This window comes from Mesorhizobium sp. M7A.F.Ce.TU.012.03.2.1, assembly GCF_004006095.1.
In the GTDB taxonomy this organism is placed as follows: domain Bacteria; phylum Pseudomonadota; class Alphaproteobacteria; order Rhizobiales; family Rhizobiaceae; genus Mesorhizobium.
Genome location: NZ_CP034779.1, coordinates 2702360 through 2721220 on the forward strand (window position 1 = coordinate 2702360; position 18861 = coordinate 2721220).

At 62.5% G+C, this 18861-nt stretch carries 18 protein-coding genes; 9 read left to right on the top strand and 9 right to left on the bottom strand.

Translation table 11 applies throughout. The features are described from left to right. Window positions 1–85: 85 nt before the first annotated feature. The gene (locus EJ079_RS13035; RefSeq protein WP_127809176.1) at window positions 86–1003 is read right to left on the bottom strand and encodes a site-specific tyrosine recombinase XerD; all 918 of its coding nucleotides are present in this window, start codon (window positions 1001–1003) and stop codon (window positions 86–88) included. Window positions 1004–1020: 17 nt separating this feature from the next. Then, the gene (locus EJ079_RS13040; RefSeq protein ID WP_127266685.1) at window positions 1021–1173 is read right to left on the bottom strand and encodes a histidine kinase; all 153 of its coding nucleotides are present in this window, start codon (window positions 1171–1173) and stop codon (window positions 1021–1023) included. Window positions 1174–1383: 210 nt separating this feature from the next. Here EJ079_RS13040 and EJ079_RS13045 point away from each other — a divergent pair, with 210 nt between their 5' ends. Genes EJ079_RS13045 through EJ079_RS13055 form a run of 3 tightly spaced genes read left to right on the top strand, consistent with a single transcriptional unit; the run spans window position 1384 to window position 4027 of the window. After that, window positions 1384–1995, top strand: coding sequence for a shikimate kinase (locus EJ079_RS13045; RefSeq protein WP_127809177.1), 612 nt, complete (start codon window positions 1384–1386; stop codon window positions 1993–1995). Continuing rightward, window positions 1992–3134, top strand: a complete 1143-nt coding sequence (gene aroB / locus EJ079_RS13050; RefSeq protein ID WP_127809178.1) for a 3-dehydroquinate synthase — start codon at window positions 1992–1994, stop codon at window positions 3132–3134. Before EJ079_RS13045 ends, aroB begins: the two co-directional genes overlap by 4 nt. Beyond that, window positions 3131–4027: an HlyC/CorC family transporter gene (locus tag EJ079_RS13055; RefSeq protein WP_127396955.1), complete on the top strand. Its 897-nt coding sequence runs from the start codon at window positions 3131–3133 to the stop codon at window positions 4025–4027. The genes aroB and EJ079_RS13055 overlap by 4 nt, the downstream gene beginning before the upstream one ends. Window positions 4028–4051: 24 nt before the next feature. On the opposite strand, the gene EJ079_RS13060 is transcribed toward EJ079_RS13055, so the two are convergent. From EJ079_RS13060 to EJ079_RS13070, 3 genes are read right to left on the bottom strand one after another with little or no spacing between them, the layout of a single operon-like run. Then, window positions 4052–5593 carry a SpoVR family protein gene (locus EJ079_RS13060; RefSeq protein WP_127396956.1) on the bottom strand — a complete coding sequence of 514 codons (1542 nt, stop codon included), beginning with the start codon at window positions 5591–5593 and terminating at the stop codon, window positions 4052–4054. A 9-nt stretch (window positions 5594–5602) separates the two neighbouring features. Continuing rightward, on the bottom strand, window positions 5603–6913 hold the full coding sequence (locus tag EJ079_RS13065; protein ID WP_127809179.1) for a YeaH/YhbH family protein: 1311 nt from the start codon (window positions 6911–6913) through the stop codon (window positions 5603–5605). A 17-nt stretch (window positions 6914–6930) separates the two neighbouring features. Next, the gene (locus tag EJ079_RS13070; protein ID WP_127398465.1) at window positions 6931–8880 is read right to left on the bottom strand and encodes a PrkA family serine protein kinase; all 1950 of its coding nucleotides are present in this window, start codon (window positions 8878–8880) and stop codon (window positions 6931–6933) included. A 240-nt stretch (window positions 8881–9120) separates the two neighbouring features. On the opposite strand from EJ079_RS13070, the gene EJ079_RS13075 reads away from it, so the two are divergent. Beyond that, on the top strand, window positions 9121–9927 hold the full coding sequence (locus tag EJ079_RS13075) for an alpha/beta hydrolase (protein ID WP_127809180.1): 807 nt from the start codon (window positions 9121–9123) through the stop codon (window positions 9925–9927). Window positions 9928–10027: 100 nt separating this feature from the next. Beyond that, entirely contained in the window at window positions 10028–11584 is a 1557-nt protein-coding gene (locus EJ079_RS13080; RefSeq protein ID WP_127809181.1) for an acetolactate synthase large subunit, read from the top strand. A 30-nt stretch (window positions 11585–11614) separates the two neighbouring features. On the opposite strand, the gene EJ079_RS13085 is transcribed toward EJ079_RS13080, so the two are convergent. Further along, window positions 11615–11917 (bottom strand): BolA family transcriptional regulator, encoded by a 303-nt coding sequence (locus tag EJ079_RS13085; RefSeq protein ID WP_013529365.1) that lies wholly within the window; start codon window positions 11915–11917, stop codon window positions 11615–11617. Between the two features lie 181 nt (window positions 11918–12098). Between EJ079_RS13085 and EJ079_RS13090 the strand changes: the two genes are divergently transcribed. From EJ079_RS13090 to EJ079_RS13105, 4 genes are all read left to right on the top strand, one after another. Then, window positions 12099–12728 carry a J domain-containing protein gene (locus EJ079_RS13090; RefSeq protein ID WP_013529366.1) on the top strand — a complete coding sequence of 210 codons (630 nt, stop codon included), beginning with the start codon at window positions 12099–12101 and terminating at the stop codon, window positions 12726–12728. A 123-nt stretch (window positions 12729–12851) separates the two neighbouring features. After that, on the top strand, window positions 12852–13838 hold the full coding sequence (cobS, locus tag EJ079_RS13095) for a cobaltochelatase subunit CobS (protein WP_013529367.1): 987 nt from the start codon (window positions 12852–12854) through the stop codon (window positions 13836–13838). A gap of 11 nt (window positions 13839–13849) precedes the next feature. Further along, window positions 13850–15751: a cobaltochelatase subunit CobT gene (gene cobT, locus EJ079_RS13100; RefSeq protein WP_013529369.1), complete on the top strand. Its 1902-nt coding sequence runs from the start codon at window positions 13850–13852 to the stop codon at window positions 15749–15751. Next, window positions 15748–16776 carry an esterase-like activity of phytase family protein gene (locus tag EJ079_RS13105; protein ID WP_127396394.1) on the top strand — a complete coding sequence of 343 codons (1029 nt, stop codon included), beginning with the start codon at window positions 15748–15750 and terminating at the stop codon, window positions 16774–16776. Before cobT ends, EJ079_RS13105 begins: the two co-directional genes overlap by 4 nt. Window positions 16777–16786: 10 nt before the next feature. Here the strand turns inward: EJ079_RS13105 and EJ079_RS13110 are convergent, their stop codons facing one another. The 3 genes from EJ079_RS13110 to rpmB all read right to left on the bottom strand — a co-directional run bounded on the left by EJ079_RS13110 (window position 16787) and on the right by rpmB (window position 18678). Continuing rightward, window positions 16787–17458 carry a hypothetical protein gene (locus EJ079_RS13110; RefSeq protein WP_127809182.1) on the bottom strand — a complete coding sequence of 224 codons (672 nt, stop codon included), beginning with the start codon at window positions 17456–17458 and terminating at the stop codon, window positions 16787–16789. A gap of 59 nt (window positions 17459–17517) precedes the next feature. After that, window positions 17518–18198: a queuosine precursor transporter gene (locus tag EJ079_RS13115; RefSeq protein WP_127266961.1), complete on the bottom strand. Its 681-nt coding sequence runs from the start codon at window positions 18196–18198 to the stop codon at window positions 17518–17520. 183 nt (window positions 18199–18381) lie between these two features. Next, window positions 18382–18678, bottom strand: coding sequence for a 50S ribosomal protein L28 (gene rpmB / locus EJ079_RS13120; protein WP_013529373.1), 297 nt, complete (start codon window positions 18676–18678; stop codon window positions 18382–18384). Window positions 18679–18861: the final 183 nt, after the last annotated feature.

The following is an 18861-nucleotide window of genomic DNA, read 5'->3' on the forward strand; positions in this document are numbered from 1 at the left end:
ATACGTCGGAAGGCAGTGGCTGACGGAACCCTTGAATCCAAGGCTCCGGGCGGTGAAATGTCGTCCTCACATAGCGATATGAGGCCTAGTCGGCAAGCGGATGATGATCGTTGACCAGCCGCACCAGCCGCTCTTCCAGCACATGGGTGTAAATCTGTGTCGTCGATATGTCGGCATGGCCAAGCAATTGCTGCACGGCCCGGAGATCGGCGCCGTTCTGCAGGAGATGGCTGGCGAAAGCATGGCGCAGCACGTGCGGCGAGATCTTCGCCGAGGCGATGCCGGCCCTTGCCGCCAGCCCTTTCAGGTCACGCGCGAAGACCTGGCGCGAGAGATAGCCGCTGTCGGAGGCGGCCGGAAACAGGAACGGACTGTCGGCAAAGGCGGGCACCCTGGCGCGGGCGGCAAGCCAGGTCTTCATCGCCGCGCGTGCCTTGGCCGAGAGCGGCACCATGCGCTCCTTGTCGCCCTTGCCGCGCACCATGAAGAAACGGTCGTCGCGCTGCGCCACCGTCACCGGCAGGCCGACCAGCTCGGAAACGCGCAGGCCGGTGGCGTAAAGCACCTCGACCAGCGCATGCAGGCGCAGTGACGCCAGACTGTCCCCATCGTCCGACGAGGCATCGCCGGCCTCAAGCGCCGCACGGTCGATCAGCCGGCCGGTGTCCGCCTCGCTCATCGTCTTGGGCAGCGGGCGGCCCTTTCTCGGGCTGTCCAGCGTGCCGGTCGGGTCATCGCCGCGCAGGCCTTCGGCGTAGAGGAATTTGAAGAACTGGCGGATCGCCGACAGTTTGCGCGCCTGCGACGTGGCGGCAAAGCCGCGGGCGGCAATGTCGTCGAGATAGGTGCGGATATCGGCGGCGGCGGCACCAGCCAGCCCGCCATCGATCGCGCCAGAAGCGTCCTCGAGGTCGCGGCGGTAGGAGGAAAGCGTATTTTCAGCCGCGCCCCGCTCGGCGCTCAGCATTTCCAGAAAGGCTTCGATGCGGGCGGCGCTGTTCATTCAACTTTTCTTCGGGTTCAGCTTTTCTTGGGGTTCAGCTTTTCCGGAGGGATGCGCACGCTCATTTCGCCCTTCTTTGGCTCGACGAACATCACCAGTGCGAACATCGCACCATAGGCAATACCTGCCAGAATCGCTGTTACCACGACAAAGCGAAACAGTGTCGGCATCAATTTTCGCCCGTCTTCTTGTTCTGCGTTTCCAAACCCTGTCCCCTTATGGGACGCCAATCCGGCCAATTCAAGGAAGAAGCGGAGGCCTGTTAGCAACTTCTGATGCAGACCCTGCCGGTCCATGTCGGGTTCAAGGCGCTTGCCACGCTTGACGCAAACGGGCTTTTCATGTCGATACGCCGGCAAAGAGGGCCTTCGAAACATCCGATGAACGCGTTGCCAGCAAATCCTCCAGACGAGACCTACGCCGCGTTGCTTGGCCGGCTGGGCAGCCGTTCCGTCGTCTTCGTCGGATTGATGGGTGCCGGCAAGACGGCGATCGGCCGCAAGGTGGCGACGATGCTGGCGCTGCCCTTCATCGACAGCGACCAAGAGATCGAAAGCGTCTCGCGCATGACCGTTCCGGAGCTGTTCGAGCGCTATGGCGAGACCGAATTCCGGGCGCTGGAGCAGCGCGTCATCCTGCGCGTGCTGGAAAACGGCCCGCAGGTGCTGTCGACCGGCGGCGGCGCCTTCATGAATGCGCAGACGCGCGAGGCGATTGCAGCGCAGGGCGTGTCGGTATGGCTGAAGGCCGAGCTCGATCTTCTGATGGACCGCGTCTCCAAGAAACAGAACCGGCCGCTCCTGAAAAGCGACGACCCCCGCGCCGTGCTGGAGCGGCTGATGGGCGAGCGCTATCCGGTCTACGCGACATCCGACGTCACAGTGCCGACCCGCGATGATCGCAAGGAAGTCATCGCGACCGAAGTGGTGGACGCGCTGTGCCGGCATTTCGGCATCGATGAGGCGGCTGCGACGGGCGAGGTGGAATCGTGAGCATCGAGGCACCCGTCGTCGTCGAAGTCGGCCTTGGCGATCGGACCTATGACATTCTGATCGGCTCGGGATTGTTGTCCCGCGCGGGCGCCGAGATATCGGGTCGCCTGCCGGGCACACGCGCCGCGGTCGTCACCGACGCCAATGTCGCGGCAGCGCATCTCGATGCGCTCAAGGCCGGGCTCGACACGGGTGGCATCCAGCCCGCCATCATCACGCTGCCGCCCGGCGAGAAGACCAAGAGTTTTGCCCATCTCGAGGAAGTGGTCGACGGTGTTCTGGCTGCGAAACTGGAGCGCGGCGACATCGTCATCGCCTTCGGTGGCGGCGTTATTGGCGACCTTGCGGGCTTTGCCGCCGGCATCGTGCGGCGCGGCATGAATTTCGTGCAGATCCCGACCTCGCTGCTGGCGCAGGTCGATTCCTCGGTCGGCGGCAAGACCGGCATCAACAGCCCACGCGGCAAGAACCTCGTCGGCGTCTTCCATCAGCCGAAACTGGTGCTGGCCGACACCGGAGTGCTCGACACGCTGCCGATCCGCGAATTCCGCGCCGGCTATGCCGAACTCGCCAAATACGGGCTCATCGACCGGCCAGAATTTTTCACCTGGCTGGAAAAGAATTGGGCCCAGGTTTTTGCCTGCGGGCCGGAGAGGACGCAGGCGATCGCCGAAGCCTGCCGCGCCAAGGCCGACGTGGTTGCGCGCGACGAGTTCGAGACCGGCGACCGCGCGCTGCTCAATCTCGGCCACACATTCGGCCACGCGCTGGAAGCCGCCACCCAATATGACGGAAGCCGCCTCGTCCATGGCGAAGGCGTCGCCATCGGCATGGCGCTGGCCTACCGGTTCTCGTCGCGGCTCAATCTGGCCAGCCCCGACGATGCCGCGCGCGTCGAGGCGCATCTGCGCGCCGTCGGCCTGCCCTGGCGGATAGCCGACATATCGGGCGATCTGCCTGACGCCGAGGCGCTGCTGGCATTTATCACCCAGGACAAGAAGGTGTCGCGCGGCGCGCTGACCTTCATCCTGACGCGCGGCGTCGGCCAAGCTTTCATTGCCAAGGATGTTCCGGCATCGGAAGTGCTGTCGTTTCTGACAGAAAACCATCCGGACCAGCAGAAAATGCGGCCGAGATGACCAACGAGCCCGGCTGGATCGTCGTTGCCGTCCTTGCCATCCTCATCGTGCTGCTCGTTGCCGTGCGCACGCGCCTGCTTGCCATGTTCGGATACGAGCTTTCGCGCATCGAGCCGCAGCGTTCCAGCCAGGACGAATTGCGCGGCGCGGTCGATGATTTCCGCCGCGACGGCCAGGTGGTGCGCGAGGATCGCGACCGCGTCGGCGGCCTGTTCGATCTCGCCGAGCTCGAAGTCTCCGACATCATGGTCCACCGCACCAATATGCGCTCGGTCAATGCCGACAATGCGCCGGAAGCGGTGGTGCGCGAGATTTTGCAAAGCCCGCACACCCGCATGCCGCTGTGGAAAGGCTCGCTCGACAACATCGTCGGCGTGCTGCATGCAAAGGATCTGCTGCGCGCCTTGAACGAAGTCGGCAACGACTTCTCCAGGATCGATGTGATGAAGATCGCCTCGAAACCATGGTTCGTGCCCGACACCACGACCTTGCAGGAACAACTCAACGCCTTCCTTCGCCGCAAGGCGCATTTCGCCGTCGTGGTCGACGAATATGGCGAGGTCGAAGGGCTGGTGACGCTGGAGGACATTATCGAGGAGATCGTCGGCGAGATCGCTGACGAGCATGATGTCGACATACAGGGCGTCAAGCAGGAGGCCGACGGCTCCGTGGTCGTCGACGGTACGGTGCCCATCCGTGATCTCAACCGGGCTCTCGACTGGAACCTGCCGGATGAGGAGGCCACCACCATTGCCGGCCTCGTCATCCACGAGACGCAATCGATCCCCGAGGAGAAGCAGGCTTTTACGTTCCACGGCAAGCGCTTCATCGTCATGAAACGCGACAAGAACCGGATCGCAAGGCTGAGGATCAGGCCAGCCGGCGACACCTGATACGTGCAGGGAGGCCGGGGCACGTCATCCGGCGATCTGGCTTGTCGAGCGTTCGTGGATCGTCGCGCCGGTCTCTGCATCTATGGCCGCCAGGCTGACTTCATAACCCCAAAGCCTGCGGATGTGACGAAGCGTGGCGTCGCGGCTGGCATCCTCGAGCAGGATGCCGTCATTGACCTTGTGCTGCAGGCGCAAATGGCGGTCGCCGAGCAGATCGACATCCACCACCTGAATGTCCGGCCGGTTCGCGCCGAGATCATAGCTGTTGGCGAGCGTGGCGCGTATCTTGGCGTAGCCGCGCTCGTCGTGGATCGAGGCGACCAGACAATGCGGTTGGTCGGCAGCGTCGCCAAGCACAAAAAACCGCCATTTCCGGATCAAGGCGGGACTGAGGTACTGGCGGATGAAGGATTCGTCGCGGTGCTCGGCCCAAGCGTCAAGCAGGACCTCGCGCCAGTTGCCCTGGCCAGCGATGTCGGGGAACCAATCGCGGTCCTCAGCCGTGGGTTTGGTCGAAATGCGCTGAATGTCCTGCATCATGTCGAGGCCGAGAGCATAGGGGTTGATGCCTGAAAAACGCGGATCGTCGAACGCCGGCTGAAAGACCACGTTGGAATGATTGCGCAGGATTTCGAGCATGGCGCCTTCGCTGATCTGGCCGCGGTCGAACAGCATGTTCATCAGCGTATAGTGCACGAACGTGGCGCAGCCCTCGTTCATCACCTGTGTTTGCCGTTGCGGGTAAAAATATTGCGCGATGACCCGAACGATCCTGATGATCTCACGCTGCCAGGGCTCCAGGACCGGGCTGTTCTTTTCCAGGAAATAGAGCAGGTTTTCCTCAGGCAGGTTTAGCGATTTCTTCCGCTCCGGGTCCTGGCCCTTGTCGTTGGCCGCTTGCTGCGAAGGCGGCAGCGTACGCCACAAGTCGTTGTAGGAGCGCTCCTCGTATTCGAGACGCTCGCGAATTCCTTCGCGCTGCCGTTCCGACGACAGCCTCGGCGGCCGGTGATAGCGAAACACGCCCTGATCCATCAGCGCGTGGGCGGAATCGAGCACAGCCTCGACGGCGGCGAGGCCGTGCCGCTCCTCGCAACGGACTATGTAGCCCTTGGCGAAGTCCAGGTAGCCGAGGATCGCACCTGCATCCGTCCATTGTTTGAACAATTGATTGTTCTTGAAGAAATGATTGTGCCCGAGAGCTGCATGGGCCGTCACCAAGGCCTGCAGGGCCATGGTGTTTTCCTCCATCAGATAGACGATGCAGGGATTGGAATTGATGACCAGTTCATAAGCAAGCCCTCGCCCGCCCTTGCGATAGAGCAGATCCTGGTGGAGGAAATGTTTGCCGAAAGACCAGTGACGGTACATCAATGGCATGCCAATGGACGAATAGGCGTCGAGCATCTGTTGCGAAGAGATGATCTCCATCTGAACGGGATAGGTGTCCAGATGAAGCTCTTCGACCGCAAGTGCCTCGATCGCGTCATAGGCCCGCGACAATGTTTTGAAATCCCAGTCGGACCCTGAAAAAAGCAGGCTGGATTTGCTGGCTTGTCTGACCATCGGGAACCCTCATGCCCGCTTGAGGGAGACCGGCTGCCTGCCGAAAAGCTGGCGAAAGACCGGGTAGATATCGGCGGGCGTAGCGATGCGGCTCATCTGGAAGTTCGGCCATTTCTGGTCGATGGCGTTATAGGCACGCCACAGCGATGTCCCGTTTTCGGTCGAGCCGAAAATATGGGCTTCACGCTCGTCGATGATCTCGACATAGGCAAAATACTGGCACAGCCGCATGAGCTCGCCGTTGAGAAGCGAAATGCATCGCTCTGAATCGCCGGCGAAATTGTCGCCGTCCGAGGCCTGGGCAGCATAGATATTCCAGTCGTGGGCCGGGTAGCGGCTCGCGATAATACGGTGCATTTCCTCCAGCGCGGTGGAAACGACAGTGCCGCCGCTTTGGGTGTTGTAGAAAAATGTCTCCTCGTCGACCTCCTGAGCCAGGTGCGTGTGGCGGATGAAGACAATCTCGATGCGGTCGTAGCGTCGTTTCAAGAACAGGTGCAGCAAGACGAAGAAGCGCTTGGCCAGATCCTTCTCGCGCTCGCCCATGGACCCGGACACGTCCATCAGACAGAACATGACGGCATTGGCGTTCGGCACCGGCCGGGAATCGAAGCGGTTGAAGCGGATGTCGACCGGATCGACATAGGCAATGCGTCGGCGGCGTCGTTCCAGCCGGTCAAGCTCTTCGCGCAATGCCGCGATACGCCGGCGCGCGTCGGCGCTGTATGGCGCCTCCTCGAGCGAGGCGATTTCCTCGAGGATCGCATCCAGTTCGACCTGCTTGGGGCGCCTCAGCGCAATGCGGCGGCCGTGGCTGTTGCGCATCGTGCGGCCGACATTGATGTTGGTCGGCGAACCGGTGGCGGCGAAGCCCGCCCTACGCGGCTTGAAGGCAAGGATCTCCTTGAGGTTGAGCTTGACCATGTCGGGGAGTTCGAGATCCTCGAAGAAAAGATCGAGCACTTCCTCGCGCGACAGTACGAAACGAAAGTCGTCCTCGGATGCCTTGTTTCCCGGGGACGACGCTCCCCCGCCGCCTCCGCCGGGCTTGGGGATCAGGTCTCCAGCGGAGAAATGCCTGTTGCCCGGCAAGATGTGCTGGCGCCTGCCGCTGTCGCGGGCGTTGTTGAAGCTCGGCTCGCTTGTGCCTCTTTCGGGCATGCGCACGGCGTGCTCGGAGTCCGCGTCGGCGATCCTGCCGGTGCGGATCTGGTCGCGTATGCTCCGTTTCAATTCCTCGCGCGCGCGTCGCAGGAAGCGCTGGCGATTGCCGAGGCTCTTGTCTTTCGGGTTCAGGCGGCGGTCGATGAAGATCGGCATGGAACCATCCGGGTTCTCTAACCCGCCCTGTTCACCCGCATGTACCAGTCCACAAGGCGACGAACCTGCCGCTCGGTGTAGCCGCGCTCGACCATCCGCTGCACGAATTCATTGTGCCGCTTTTCCGTGACGCTGTCCTGCTTGGAGCCGAAACTGATCACCGGCAGGAGGTCCTCGACCTGGCCGAACATGCGTTTCTCGATGACTTCCCGCAGCTTTTCGTAACTTGTCCACGCCGGGTTGCGGCCATGGTTTCTTGCACGGGCGCGCAGCGTGAATTTCACCACCTCATTGCGGAAATCCTTGGGATTGGCGATGCCGGCCGGTTTTTCGACCTGCGAAAGCTCGTTGTCCAAAACCTCGCGGTTGAGGATCTGGCCGGTGTCGGGATCCTTGTAGTCCTGGTCTTCGATCCAGGCGTCGGCATAGGCGATGTAGCGGTCGAAAAGATTCTGGCCGTACTCGCTGTACGATTCCAGATAGGCTTTCTGGATCTCATGGCCGATGAACTCGGCATACCGCGCGGCCAGCTCGGACTTGATGAACTCCAGATAGGCGGCTTCCGTCTCCTTCGGAAACTGTTCGCGCTTGATCGCCTCCTCCAGGATGTACATGAGGTGCACGGGGTCGGCGGCCACCTCTTCGGTGTCGTAGTTGAAGGTCTGCGACAGGATCTTGAAGGCAAAGCGCGTGCTGACGCCGGCCATGCCCTCGTCGACGCCGGCGGCGTCCCGATATTCCTGAACCGACTTTGCCTTGGGGTCGACCTCCTTGAGGTTCTCGCCATCATAGGCGCGCATCTTGGTGTAGAGCGGCGAGTTGTCGTGCTCGGCCAAGCGGGTCGAGACGGTAAACCGGCTGAGGATGTCCAGCACCTCTGGAGCGCAAGGACTGGCGGCCAATTCGCTCTCCCGCAGCAGTTTCTCGTAGATCCGCCGCTCTTCGGTTATCCGCAGGCAATACGGCACCTTGACCACGAGGATGCGATCGAGAAAAGCCTCATTGTTCTTGTTGTTCTTGAACTGCAGCCATTCCGACTCATTGGAATGGGCCACGATGATTCCCTGGTAGGGAAAGGCGCCGAAATTTTCGGTGCCGTTGTAGCTGCCTTCCTGGGTGGCGGTCAGCAGCGGATGCAGGACCTTGATAGGCGCCTTGAACATTTCGACGAATTCAAGCAGCCCCTGGGTGGTCCGGTTCAGTCCGCCACTATAGGAATAGGCGTCCGGATCGGATTGGCTGAAGTTTTCCAATTGCCGGATGTCCACCTTGCCGACCAGGGCCGAAACGTCCTGATTGTTCTCGTCGCCGGGCTCGGTCTTGGCGATGCCGATCTGGCGCAGTCGCGACGGCATCAGCTTGACGACGCTGAACTTGGAAATGTCGCCGGAAAGTTCGTCGAGGCGCTTGGCCGCCCATGGCGAAATGAGCCCATTCAACCGGCGTCGGGCAATGCCGTATTTGTCCTCCAGCAGGTCGCCCATGCGATCAGGATGGAAAAGACCAAGCGGCGATTCGAAAACCGGGCTGACCTGATTACCGACCTTCAGCGTGTAGATCGGGCGCTGTTCCATCAATTTCTTCAGACGCTCGGCAAGGGAGGATTTGCCGCCGCCCACGGGGCCGAGCAAATAGAGGATTTGCTTGCGCTCCTCGAGCCCCTGGGACGCATAGCGAAAATAGCCGGCGATGCGCTCGATTGTGTCCTCCATGCCATAGAAATCGGCAAAGGAGGGGTACACTTTCAGGGTCCGATTGGAGAATATGCGGCCGAGCCGCTCATCCTTGCTGGTGTCGACCAGGTTCGGCTCGCCGATCGCCTCGACCATTCGTTCAGGCGCCGAGGCATACATCGACTTGTCCTCGCGGCAGGCAAGGAGATATTGCTGGATGCTGATCTCTTCCTGCGCCGCGTTGGTGTAAATTTCCGAAAACAGATCGAAGACGTCAGACTGGTTCTCTCGCATGATGCTTTTGCCCTCGGAGCCGCTGTGGCTTCCATTCGGCTCACCTCGCATTCAACTGTCGGGGGGTACCGTTTGTTCCCTTCATGTGAAGAGGTGGCTGCGATCGTAAGATTCGAGGCCACTCCGAGATCAAGGCGCTCGGTGCGGAGCGGCATTCAGCGCGGGTAGCGGGTGTGTTGCGAATCCCTGACTGGACGGCTGGGGCCGCCGCGTGCAGTCTTGCCTCGCCAGGAGACAATGATGATCGATCGACGAAGCCTGATCATGGCCTCGGTGGCGGCGATGCTGCCGTTGGAAGCATCGGCCGCGTCGGAAACACGCCGACCCACGCCAAAGACCTTCGACTACGGGCCGGCCAAGCTCGACATCTATGCGCCCGATGGGGCAATCGGCCTGCCGGTCGTGGTTTTCGTTCATGGCGGTACCTGGCAGTTTGGCAAACGCAGTCAGGTCGACGCCAAACCGGCTTTTCTGCTCGCCAACGGCTTTTGCTTCGTCTCCATCGATTATCGCATGTTGCCGCAGGCCGATGTCGCCACCCAGGCCGGTGACGTCGAAAAGGCCTACGCCTACATCAGGGCCAACATCGCCCGGCATGGCGGCGATCCAAACCGCATCGTTGGCATGGGCCATTCGGCCGGCTGCCATCTGATTGCGCTGACCGGCATGCGCGGCGGATTGCCCGGCATAGCTGCGCTCATTCTCGACGATACCAGGGCCTATGATCTTGCAGCACTTGCCAGGAAGGGCGGCATGGTGCGGGCCTATGCCCGCGTCTTTTCCAATCCCGCGCAATGGGCGGCACTGTCGCCGGCCAGCCATGTCGACGGCCGCAAGCACCCGCCGACGTTCATTGCCTATTCGCGCGCCCCTGGCCGGAGTGAGGACTCCAAGGCCTTTGCCGAGCGCCTGCGCGCGACGGGCACCCAGGTCACGCTGTTCGACGGCAGCGCCTACACGCATATGTCGATCAATCGCGATTTCGGCGAGGACGGCGATGCGCTGACCGCGGCCGCGCTGGCATTCCTGAAATCGACGGTTGGCTGATCCTTACGGCACTGGATCAGATCAAAAGTGGCGGCGGGATATTGCTGTGCGGGCGCGCCCGGGTGCAAGTGCTCTTCGATCGTGAGCGGGAGGGAATTGCATGAACGGCGCCGATGTCCTGTGTGACGTGCTTCTGGCCAATGATGTGACGGTCTGCTTTGCCAATCCCGGCACCTCCGAAATGCATTTCGTTGCAGCACTTGACCGCAAGCCGAAAATGCGTTGCGTGCTCGGGCTGTTCGAGGGCGTGGTGACGGGTGCCGCCGATGGCTATGCGCGGATGACCGATCGGCCGGCCGCGACGCTGCTGCATACCGGTCCCGGCCTGGCCAACGGGCTCGCCAACATGCACAATGCCCGGCGTGCCTTCAGCCCGATGATCAACATCGTCGGCGACCACGCCTCTTACCATCTGCCGCTCGATGCCCCGCTCACCAGCGATATCGAGAGCCTTGCGGCGCCGATGTCCAACTGGGTCGGCCGCGTCAAGGGCTCGGCCGATATCGTGCCGGCAGCTGAAGCAGCCTTTCGTGCCTCGCTGACACCGCCCGGCGTCGCGACGATGATCCTGCCGGCGGATGCCGCCTGGGGCGCAGTCGACGCGGTTTCGGTCGGCAAGGTGAAGCTGGTGCCAGCGCCGGCCGTCGATATGGATGCCGTGCGCAAGGTCGCCGCGGCGATCCGTACCGCTCCGGGCCGGGCAGGCATGATCGTTCGCGGAAAGGCCGCACGCGCCGATGGGCTCGCCATCGCCGGGCAGATTTCGACGGGCAGCGATGTCCGCCTGTTCGGCGAGGTTCTGATCGCACGGATGCAACGCGGGCGCGGGCGTGTCGCGCCGACCCGCATTCCCTATCCGGTCGATGCGGCGATGGCTGTGCTCAGGGATGTCGATGTTCTGATCCTGGTCGGCGCGAAGGAGCCGGTGGCCTTCTTCGCCTATCCGGGGAAACCGGGACGGCTCGTCCGGGAAGGCTGCGAGGTGCTGACACTGGCCGCCCATGGCGACGATCTGCATGCGGCGCTGGAGGCGCTTCGCGACGAACTTGGCATCAAGCCGTCACAACAACAGGTGCTCGCGGCCGCTTTTCCCGACGAGGCAACGCCGAACGGCAAGCTGACGGAAGATGCCATCGCGCTGTCGGTGGCGCGGAAACTGCCGGCCGATGCGATCGTTTGCGATGAAGCGGTCACCTCGGCCAGGCGTTTCTTCGCGCTGTCGGCCTTTGCAGCGCCGCACGACTACATGATGGGCACGGGCGGATCGATCGGCGGCGGCATCCCGATGGCGACCGGGGCGGCAATCGCCTGTCCGGACCGCAAGGTGATCAACCTCGAAGCCGACGGCAGCGGCATGTACACGGTACAGGGATTGTGGACGCAGGCGCGGGAAAAGCTCGACGTGGTGACGATCGTGTTTTCCAATCGAACCTATGCAATCCTGCATGGCGAGATGAAGAATGTCGGCGTGGGCGCGATCGGCGAGAACGCCAGGCGCATGCTCGACCTCGACCATCCCTCGCTCGACTGGGTGTCGCTGGCCAAAGGCATGGGCGTGGAGGCGGCTCGCGCCGATACGTGCGAGCGCTTCGAGGCGCTGCTGGACAGCGCGCTGTCACGGCGCGGGCCGTTCCTCATCGAAGCGGTGCTCTTCTGAGCGCGGCGAAAAACGATCGGCGGAACCGAGCTACCAGCGGGTCTTTTCGCCGGGAGCCGCCGGTTCGATCGCCAGCGCGTGCACGCCGGCCTTCAATTCGTCGGCAAGCAGTTCATTGACGGCGCGGTGACGGTCGATGCGGCTCATGCCGGCAAAGGCGGAAGCGACGACGCGGACGCGAAAATGCGTCTCGCCGGTGCCGTCATAAGTGCCGTGATGGTCGGAGCCGTGATGGTGGTGGCCGGCATGGAGATGGCTCTCGTTGATGATAACCAGCCTGTCCGGCGAAAATGCCTTATTGAGCTTGTCTTCCATGGTCGCCTGTATGGACATCGCCATCTCCCTTCACCACATATCGCTGGCGTCTCGGCCTGGAAACCGAAAATCGGTTTCGCAAGGGGCCGCCGCCGAGCAACAAAATCCGCCATTCGCCTGCTTTATGCCGCGATTCAGCGGTTAGGGCGATGATCGCGAAAATGTCAATTCTTGTTTCGCATCTGCGAACGCCCCATAAATGGGTAAGATGAAGCCGTACCCCAAATATTTCGAGAAGATTCGCGTCCGCCCCGACAAGGACGCGGAGCTGAAGTCGCACTCGCCGATCTGCCAGTGGGACGGCTGCAAGGAAGCGGGCACCCATCGTGCGCCGGTCGGGCGCATGAAGGAAGGCGAGTATTTCCACTTCTGCTTCGATCATGTGCGCGAGTACAACAAGGGCTTCAACTACTTTTCCGGCGTGCCGGACACCGAGGTCGCGCGCTTCCAGAAGGAAGCCATGACCGGGCACCGGCCGACCTGGAAAATGGGCGCCAACGGAGCCTCGACGCGATCGTCGCCCGATATGGCCCAGATGCGTTCCGGCCGGGCCGGCTACTATAACCGCATGCGCGACCCGTTCGACCTGTTCAAGGGACCGAAGGATCCGCGCGAGGCGCGCGAGCGCAAGGCCAAGCCGCTTGAGGCCAAGGCGCTGGAAACGCTTGGTCTTGATACAAAGGCGACTGGCAAGGAGATCAAGGCGCGCTATAAGGAACTGGTGAAACTGCACCATCCGGATGCGAATGGTGGCGACAGAGGTTCGGAAGACCGGTTCCGCGATGTGCTGCAGGCCTATCGCGTGCTCAAACAGGCGGGCCTGTGCTGAGCGGCCATACGGTTCGTGTCGTTTTCCAACTTTCATAAGGTTGGAAAAGGCTCTAAGACCGCCCCCGGACAAAATCGATTGCCGGCGAAATCAGACGTTTCGCCCGTGGAGACGTTGAGAGATATGAACAAGGTCGATCGTGACATCGCCAACCTGCCCGACACGACGGTGTCGGTGAAGGAGAAATTCGGCTTCGAGTCCAAGATGGTGGTGCCGGCCTATTCGGTGACATCGGAGCATGTGCCGGACATCGATCCGGACTATCTGTTCGACAAGAACACGACGATGGCGATCCTTGCGGGCTTTGCCTACAACCGCCGCGTCATGGTGTCGGGCTATCACGGCACCGGCAAGTCGACCCATATCGAACAGGTCGCCGCTCGCCTCAACTGGCCTTGCGTGCGCGTCAACCTCGACAGCCATGTCAGCCGTATCGATCTCGTCGGCAAGGACGCGATCGTCGTCAAGGACGGTTTGCAGATCACCGAATTCCGCGACGGCATCCTGCCCTGGGCCTACCAGCACAATGTCGCGCTGTGCTTCGACGAGTACGATGCCGGCCGTCCGGATGTGATGTTCGTCATCCAGCGCGTGCTGGAATCGTCGGGCCGGCTGACGCTGCTCGACCAGAGCCGGGTCATTCGCCCGCATCCGGCCTTCCGGCTGTTCTCGACCGCAAACACGGTCGGCCTTGGCGACACCACCGGCCTCTATCACGGCACCCAGCAGATCAACCAGGCGCAGATGGACCGCTGGTCGATCGTCACCACGCTGAACTATTTGCCGCACGACAACGAAGTCGCCATCGTGCTGGCCAAGGCCAAGCACTATCGCGACGGCAAGGGCAAGGACATCGTCAACAAGATGGTGCGCGTCGCCGACATGACGCGCTCGGCCTTCATCAACGGCGATCTGTCGACCGTGATGAGCCCGCGCACGGTGATCACATGGGCCGAGAATGCCGAGATATTCGGCAATATCGGCATGGCGTTCCGGCTGACCTTCCTCAACAAATGCGACGAACTGGAGCGCTCGGTGGTGGCCGAGTTCTATCAGCGCGCCTTCGGCGAGGATCTGCCCGAGAGCGCCGCCAACGTGGTGCTGGGCTAAGCAGGGTCTCGATGGCGGGTCCGGGCGACAACACGCGCAACAAGTCGAAGACGGGGTCTGAAGCCGATAGCTTCAAGCGCGCCGTCACCGTCTGCATGCGCGCCATTGCCGGCGACAAGGAACTGGAGGTCGGTTTCGCCAAGGACCGGCCGGCGCTCGCCGGCAGCCGCGCGCGCTTGCCGGAGCTGCCCAAGAAGGCATCGAAGACCGATATTGCGATCACCCGCGGCCTCGGCGATTCCATGGCGCTGAAGCGCGCCTGCCATGATGTGCGCATCCACACCAAGCTGGCGCCGGAAGGCAAGGCGGCCCGCGCCATCTATGACGCGGTCGAGCAGGCTCGCGTCGAGGCGATAGGCTCACGCGCCATGCAGGGCGTTGCCGACAATATCGGCTCGATGCTGGAGGACAAATACGCCAAGGCCAACCTCGTCGACATCAAGGACAAGGCCGACGCGCCGATCGAGGAAGCTCTTGCCCTGATGGTCCGCGAGAAGCTGACCGGCCGCCCGGTCCCGAAAAGCGGCGAGCGGCTGGTCGAACTCTGGCGCCCTTGGGTCGAGGAGAAGGCCAAGGCCGACCTCGACGGATTGTCGGCCAAGCTCGGCGACCAGCAGGCGTTCGCCCGGGTCGTGCGCGAGATGCTCGCCTCCATGGAAATGGCCGAGGAACTTGGCGACGACCAGGAGACGGAAGATTCCGAGGACAATGACGACAACCAGCCGCAAGGCGAGGAGCAGAGCGAGGAGGGTGGCGAAGAGGATTCCGGCTCCGAGCAGTCGCAGTCCGAGGATGCCGAAGCTTCGGCCGATGACGAGCAGTCGGCCGAGACGGAAGCCTCCGATGCCACCGCCGACGATCTGTCCGACGATGACGACGCCGATGCCGAAACACCCGGCGAGGCGCGCCGTAACGACAATCCCTTCACCAATCTGCCGAAGGAAATCGACTACAAGGTCTTCACCACGGCTTTCGACGAGACGGTCGGCGCCGAGGAACTGTGCGAAGAAGAAGAACTCGACCGGCTGCGCGCCTTCCTCGACAAGCAGCTGGCCAATCTGTCCGGCGTCGTTGGGCGGCTGGCCAACCGGCTACAGCGCCGGCTGATGGCGCAGCAGAACCGCTCCTGGGATTTCGACCTGGAAGAAGGTTACCTCGACCCGGCAAGGCTGGTGCGGGTCGTCATCGACCCGATGCAGCCGCTGTCGTTCAAGCAGGAGCGCGACACCAAATTTCGCGACACGGTGGTGACGCTGGTGCTCGACAATTCCGGCTCGATGCGCGGCCGGCCGATCACGGTCGCGGCAACCTGCGCCGACATCTTGGCGCGCACGCTGGAGCGTTGCGGCGTCTCGGTCGAGATCCTCGGCTTCACGACACGGGCGTGGAAGGGCGGGCAGGCGCGCGAGAAATGGCTGAAGGATGGCAAGCCGCCGAATCCTGGCCGGCTCAACGATCTGCGCCACATCATCTACAAGTCCGCCGACCATCCATGGCGGCGGGCACGGCGCAATCTCGGCCTGATGATGCGCGAAGGCCTGCTCAAGGAAAATATCGACGGCGAGGCGCTGCTGTGGGCGCACAACCGGCTGATCGCCCGGCCCGAGCAGCGCAAGATCCTGATGATGATCTCGGACGGCGCGCCGGTCGACGATTCGACGCTGTCGGTCAATCCGGGCAACTATCTCGAGCGCCATCTGCGCGCCGTCATCGAGCTGATCGAGACGCGTTCGCCGGTGGAACTGCTGGCCATCGGCATCGGCCACGACGTCACGCGCTACTACCGCCGCGCTGTCACCATCGTCGATGCCGAGGAACTGGCCGGCGCCATGACCGAGCAACTGGCTTCGCTGTTCGCCGAGGAAAGCGCGAAGGATACGCGACGCGGCGGTGGTATGCGGCGCGCCGGATGATTTCCAGGCGCGGCGGGTTTCGGCAGACGCTTTTCGCCGCCATCGTCCTGCTTTCCGGCGTGGCTTCGGCGGCAGCCGGTTCGGCTGACTCTGGTTCTGTCGAACCGGTCGAAATCTCGGCCCGCCCGATCACCCAATTCCACATTGGCCGTGCCGACAAGCAGTTCGGCGCTTTCGAATTCGTCGGCGGGCTGGAGATGACCTCGCCGACACGCGATTTCGGCGCGCTGTCAGCCTTCCGCTTCCTGAAAGCCGGCGGTGACTTCATCGGCGTTGCCGACACCGGCTTCTGGTTCTTCGGCACGGTGGTCCGCGACGCGGAAAAGCGACCCTCCGGCATCCAGAATTTCCGCATGCAGCAGATGGTGGACCAGACCGGCCGGCCGATCGACAGGAAATGGGAGGTCGATGCGGAAGGTCTCGCGGTCAAGGACGGCATCGCCACCGTCGGCTTCGAGCGCAGCCACCGCGTCGCCCAGTTCAAGATCGACCCCAACGACATGAAGGCGCCGTTCAAGCCGCTGGATTTCGTCGTGCCGGCCCGCGAGCTGCGCCAGAATCGCGGCTTCGAGACCGTCACCCACGCCAATGCCAACGGCCAGCATGAGGGCGGCCTGGTCGTGGTCTCCGAGAAGAGCCTGGACAAGGCCGGCAACATCTATGCCGCCATCATCGAAGGGCCGCACAAGGGCGTCTTCACCGTCAAGCGCAATGGCGATTTCGACATCACCGACGGCGCCTTCCTGCCCGATGGTGATCTGTTGCTTCTGGAGCGCAGTTTCTCGATGGCCAGCGGCGTCAAGATGCGGCTGCGGCGCATCTACGGCGAAAGCGTCGAGAAGGGCGCGGTCGCCGACGGGCCGGTGCTGCTGGAGGCCGACATGGACTACCAGATCGACAATATGGAAGGGCTCGACGTCTGGAGCCGCGACGACGGCGCGCTGATGGTGTCGCTGATCTCCGACGACAACCACTCGATCCTGCAGCGCAACCTCTATCTGGAATTCATTCTCCACCAGGATTGAGCCAGCCGGCTTACGTCCTGTTGGCGATCCAGATGACATGGCGGGCGCCGCGCTTGCCGTTGGCGCGCGTACTGACCTCTTCGACCGCGAAGCCTGCCTGCTTCAGCCGCCGCGTGAAGCCGCTGTCGGGGCCTTGCGACCACACCGCCAGCACGCCGCCGGGTTTCAGGGCGCTGCGTGCGGCTGCGAGGCCTTGCACGCTGTAAAGTGCGTCGTTGGATTTGTGGACGATGCCTTCCGGGCCGTTGTCGACATCGAGCAGGATGGCGTCCCAGGCCGCGGGCCGCGACCGGATCAACTGCCCGACATCGGTTTCCTGGATGGTGACGCGAGGATCGTCGAGACAGCCGTCAAAGATTTCGGCCATCGGGCCACGTGCCCAGGCGACGACGGCGGGCACCAGTTCGGCGACGACAATTCCGGCATCATTGGCCAATTCTGTGAGTGCGGCGCGCAAGGTAAAACCCATGCCAAGCCCACCGATCAGGATTGTGGGCCGGCTATGGCCGGCAATCCGCTCACAGGACAGTTTTGCCAGCGCTTCCTCGGAACCGCTGAGGCGGCTGTTCATGAGCTCGTTGGTGCCCAGCATGATCGAGAATTCGGTGCCGCGCCGCTTGAGGCGAAGTTCTTGTCCGCCGTCCGGGGTCTTTGCCGAATCGAGCTGAACCCACGGGATCATGATCTTTGTCCGACCATGATCTTTTCCGAAAATCGGGTCCCACTTTTCGGGATCATGGTTTAAGCCGCAACCGCGGGCTGGCTCCAGCGGGCCGCGAGCAGACGGTAGGGGATCAACGCCACCACGGCGATGATCAGCTTCACGCTGAGGTCGCCCAGCGCCCAGGAGATCCAACGCATCGCGTCGACATGGAACACGCCCATCAAGGGTGCGTTTTCCAACGCAAAGCCGTCGTTGGGACCAGCGAAGGCAAAGGCGGCCGAGAACGCGACGGTGAAGAACACGGCTGTGTCGAACACCGACCCGACCAGCGTGCCGACGATCGGCGCCCGCCACCAGCTCTGGCGGCGCAGCCGGTTGAAGACAGTCACATCGAGCAATTGCGCGGCAAGGAACGCCGCTCCGGACGCGGCCGCGATCCGCACCAGCCGGTCGGCGGCGGTCTCGAATTCGATCAGGCCGTGACGGAACAGGAAGGGCGGGACAAGGATCGAGCAGATCACCGCCGTCATGAAGCCGACAAAGACGATCCGGCGCGCCACAGTGGGGCCGTAACGGCGGTTGGCGAGGTCGGTGACCAGAAACGAGAAGGGATAGGTGAAGGCCCCCCAGGTCAGAAGGTCGGCCAGCGAGAGGCCGCCGATCTGGCCCTGCATCGGGAATTGCACGAGAATGTTCGATGCCACGACGACAAGCGTCATGGCGGCCACGAAGGGCAAGTATCGCGAGAAGAAAGTCATTTTTTTATCCTGGGTAATGGAACCAGCGGAACGTATTCCGAAATCGGATTACGCTAGCTTCGTAATTTAAGCATCGGGTTGCCGAAACCTTGCGGCTTCGATCCGATGCCTAGGCCAACAAGAGGTCGGCCAGAGGCCAACAAGAGGTTGGCCAGGGCGGTCGTCCCCCGCCTTTGAACTGTTTTAAGCGGCAGCCTGTTCGGCGGTCTTCTTGGCGATCTGCTTCTTCAGCAAACGGGCGCGCTGCGACAATTCCTTGACGTCGGCCTTGGCCAGGAAGGCGTCGAGGCCGCCGCGATGTTCGACCGAACGCAGCGCGTTGGCCGAAATGCGAAGACGCACGTTCTGGTTCAGCGCTTCCGAAATCAGCGTCACATTGACGAGGTTCGGCAGGAAGCGACGCTTGGTCTTGTTGTTGGCGTGGCTCACATTGTTGCCGGACATGACTGCCTTGGCAGTGAGTTCGCAGGTGCGGGACATTGTTCTAACCTTCAGTTCTCGGGGTCTGCCAAACACTCAAGCCCACGCCGGGTGGCGCGCGGTTCTGGTCAGGCGGCCTTATGGAAAAAGTTGGCGTTCCATAGTTGCATTTCGCCGAGGCGTCAAGCTCCAGCTTGCCTGCGGACACGCCCGGCATTTCATATTAAGGCCGGAATTCATCCT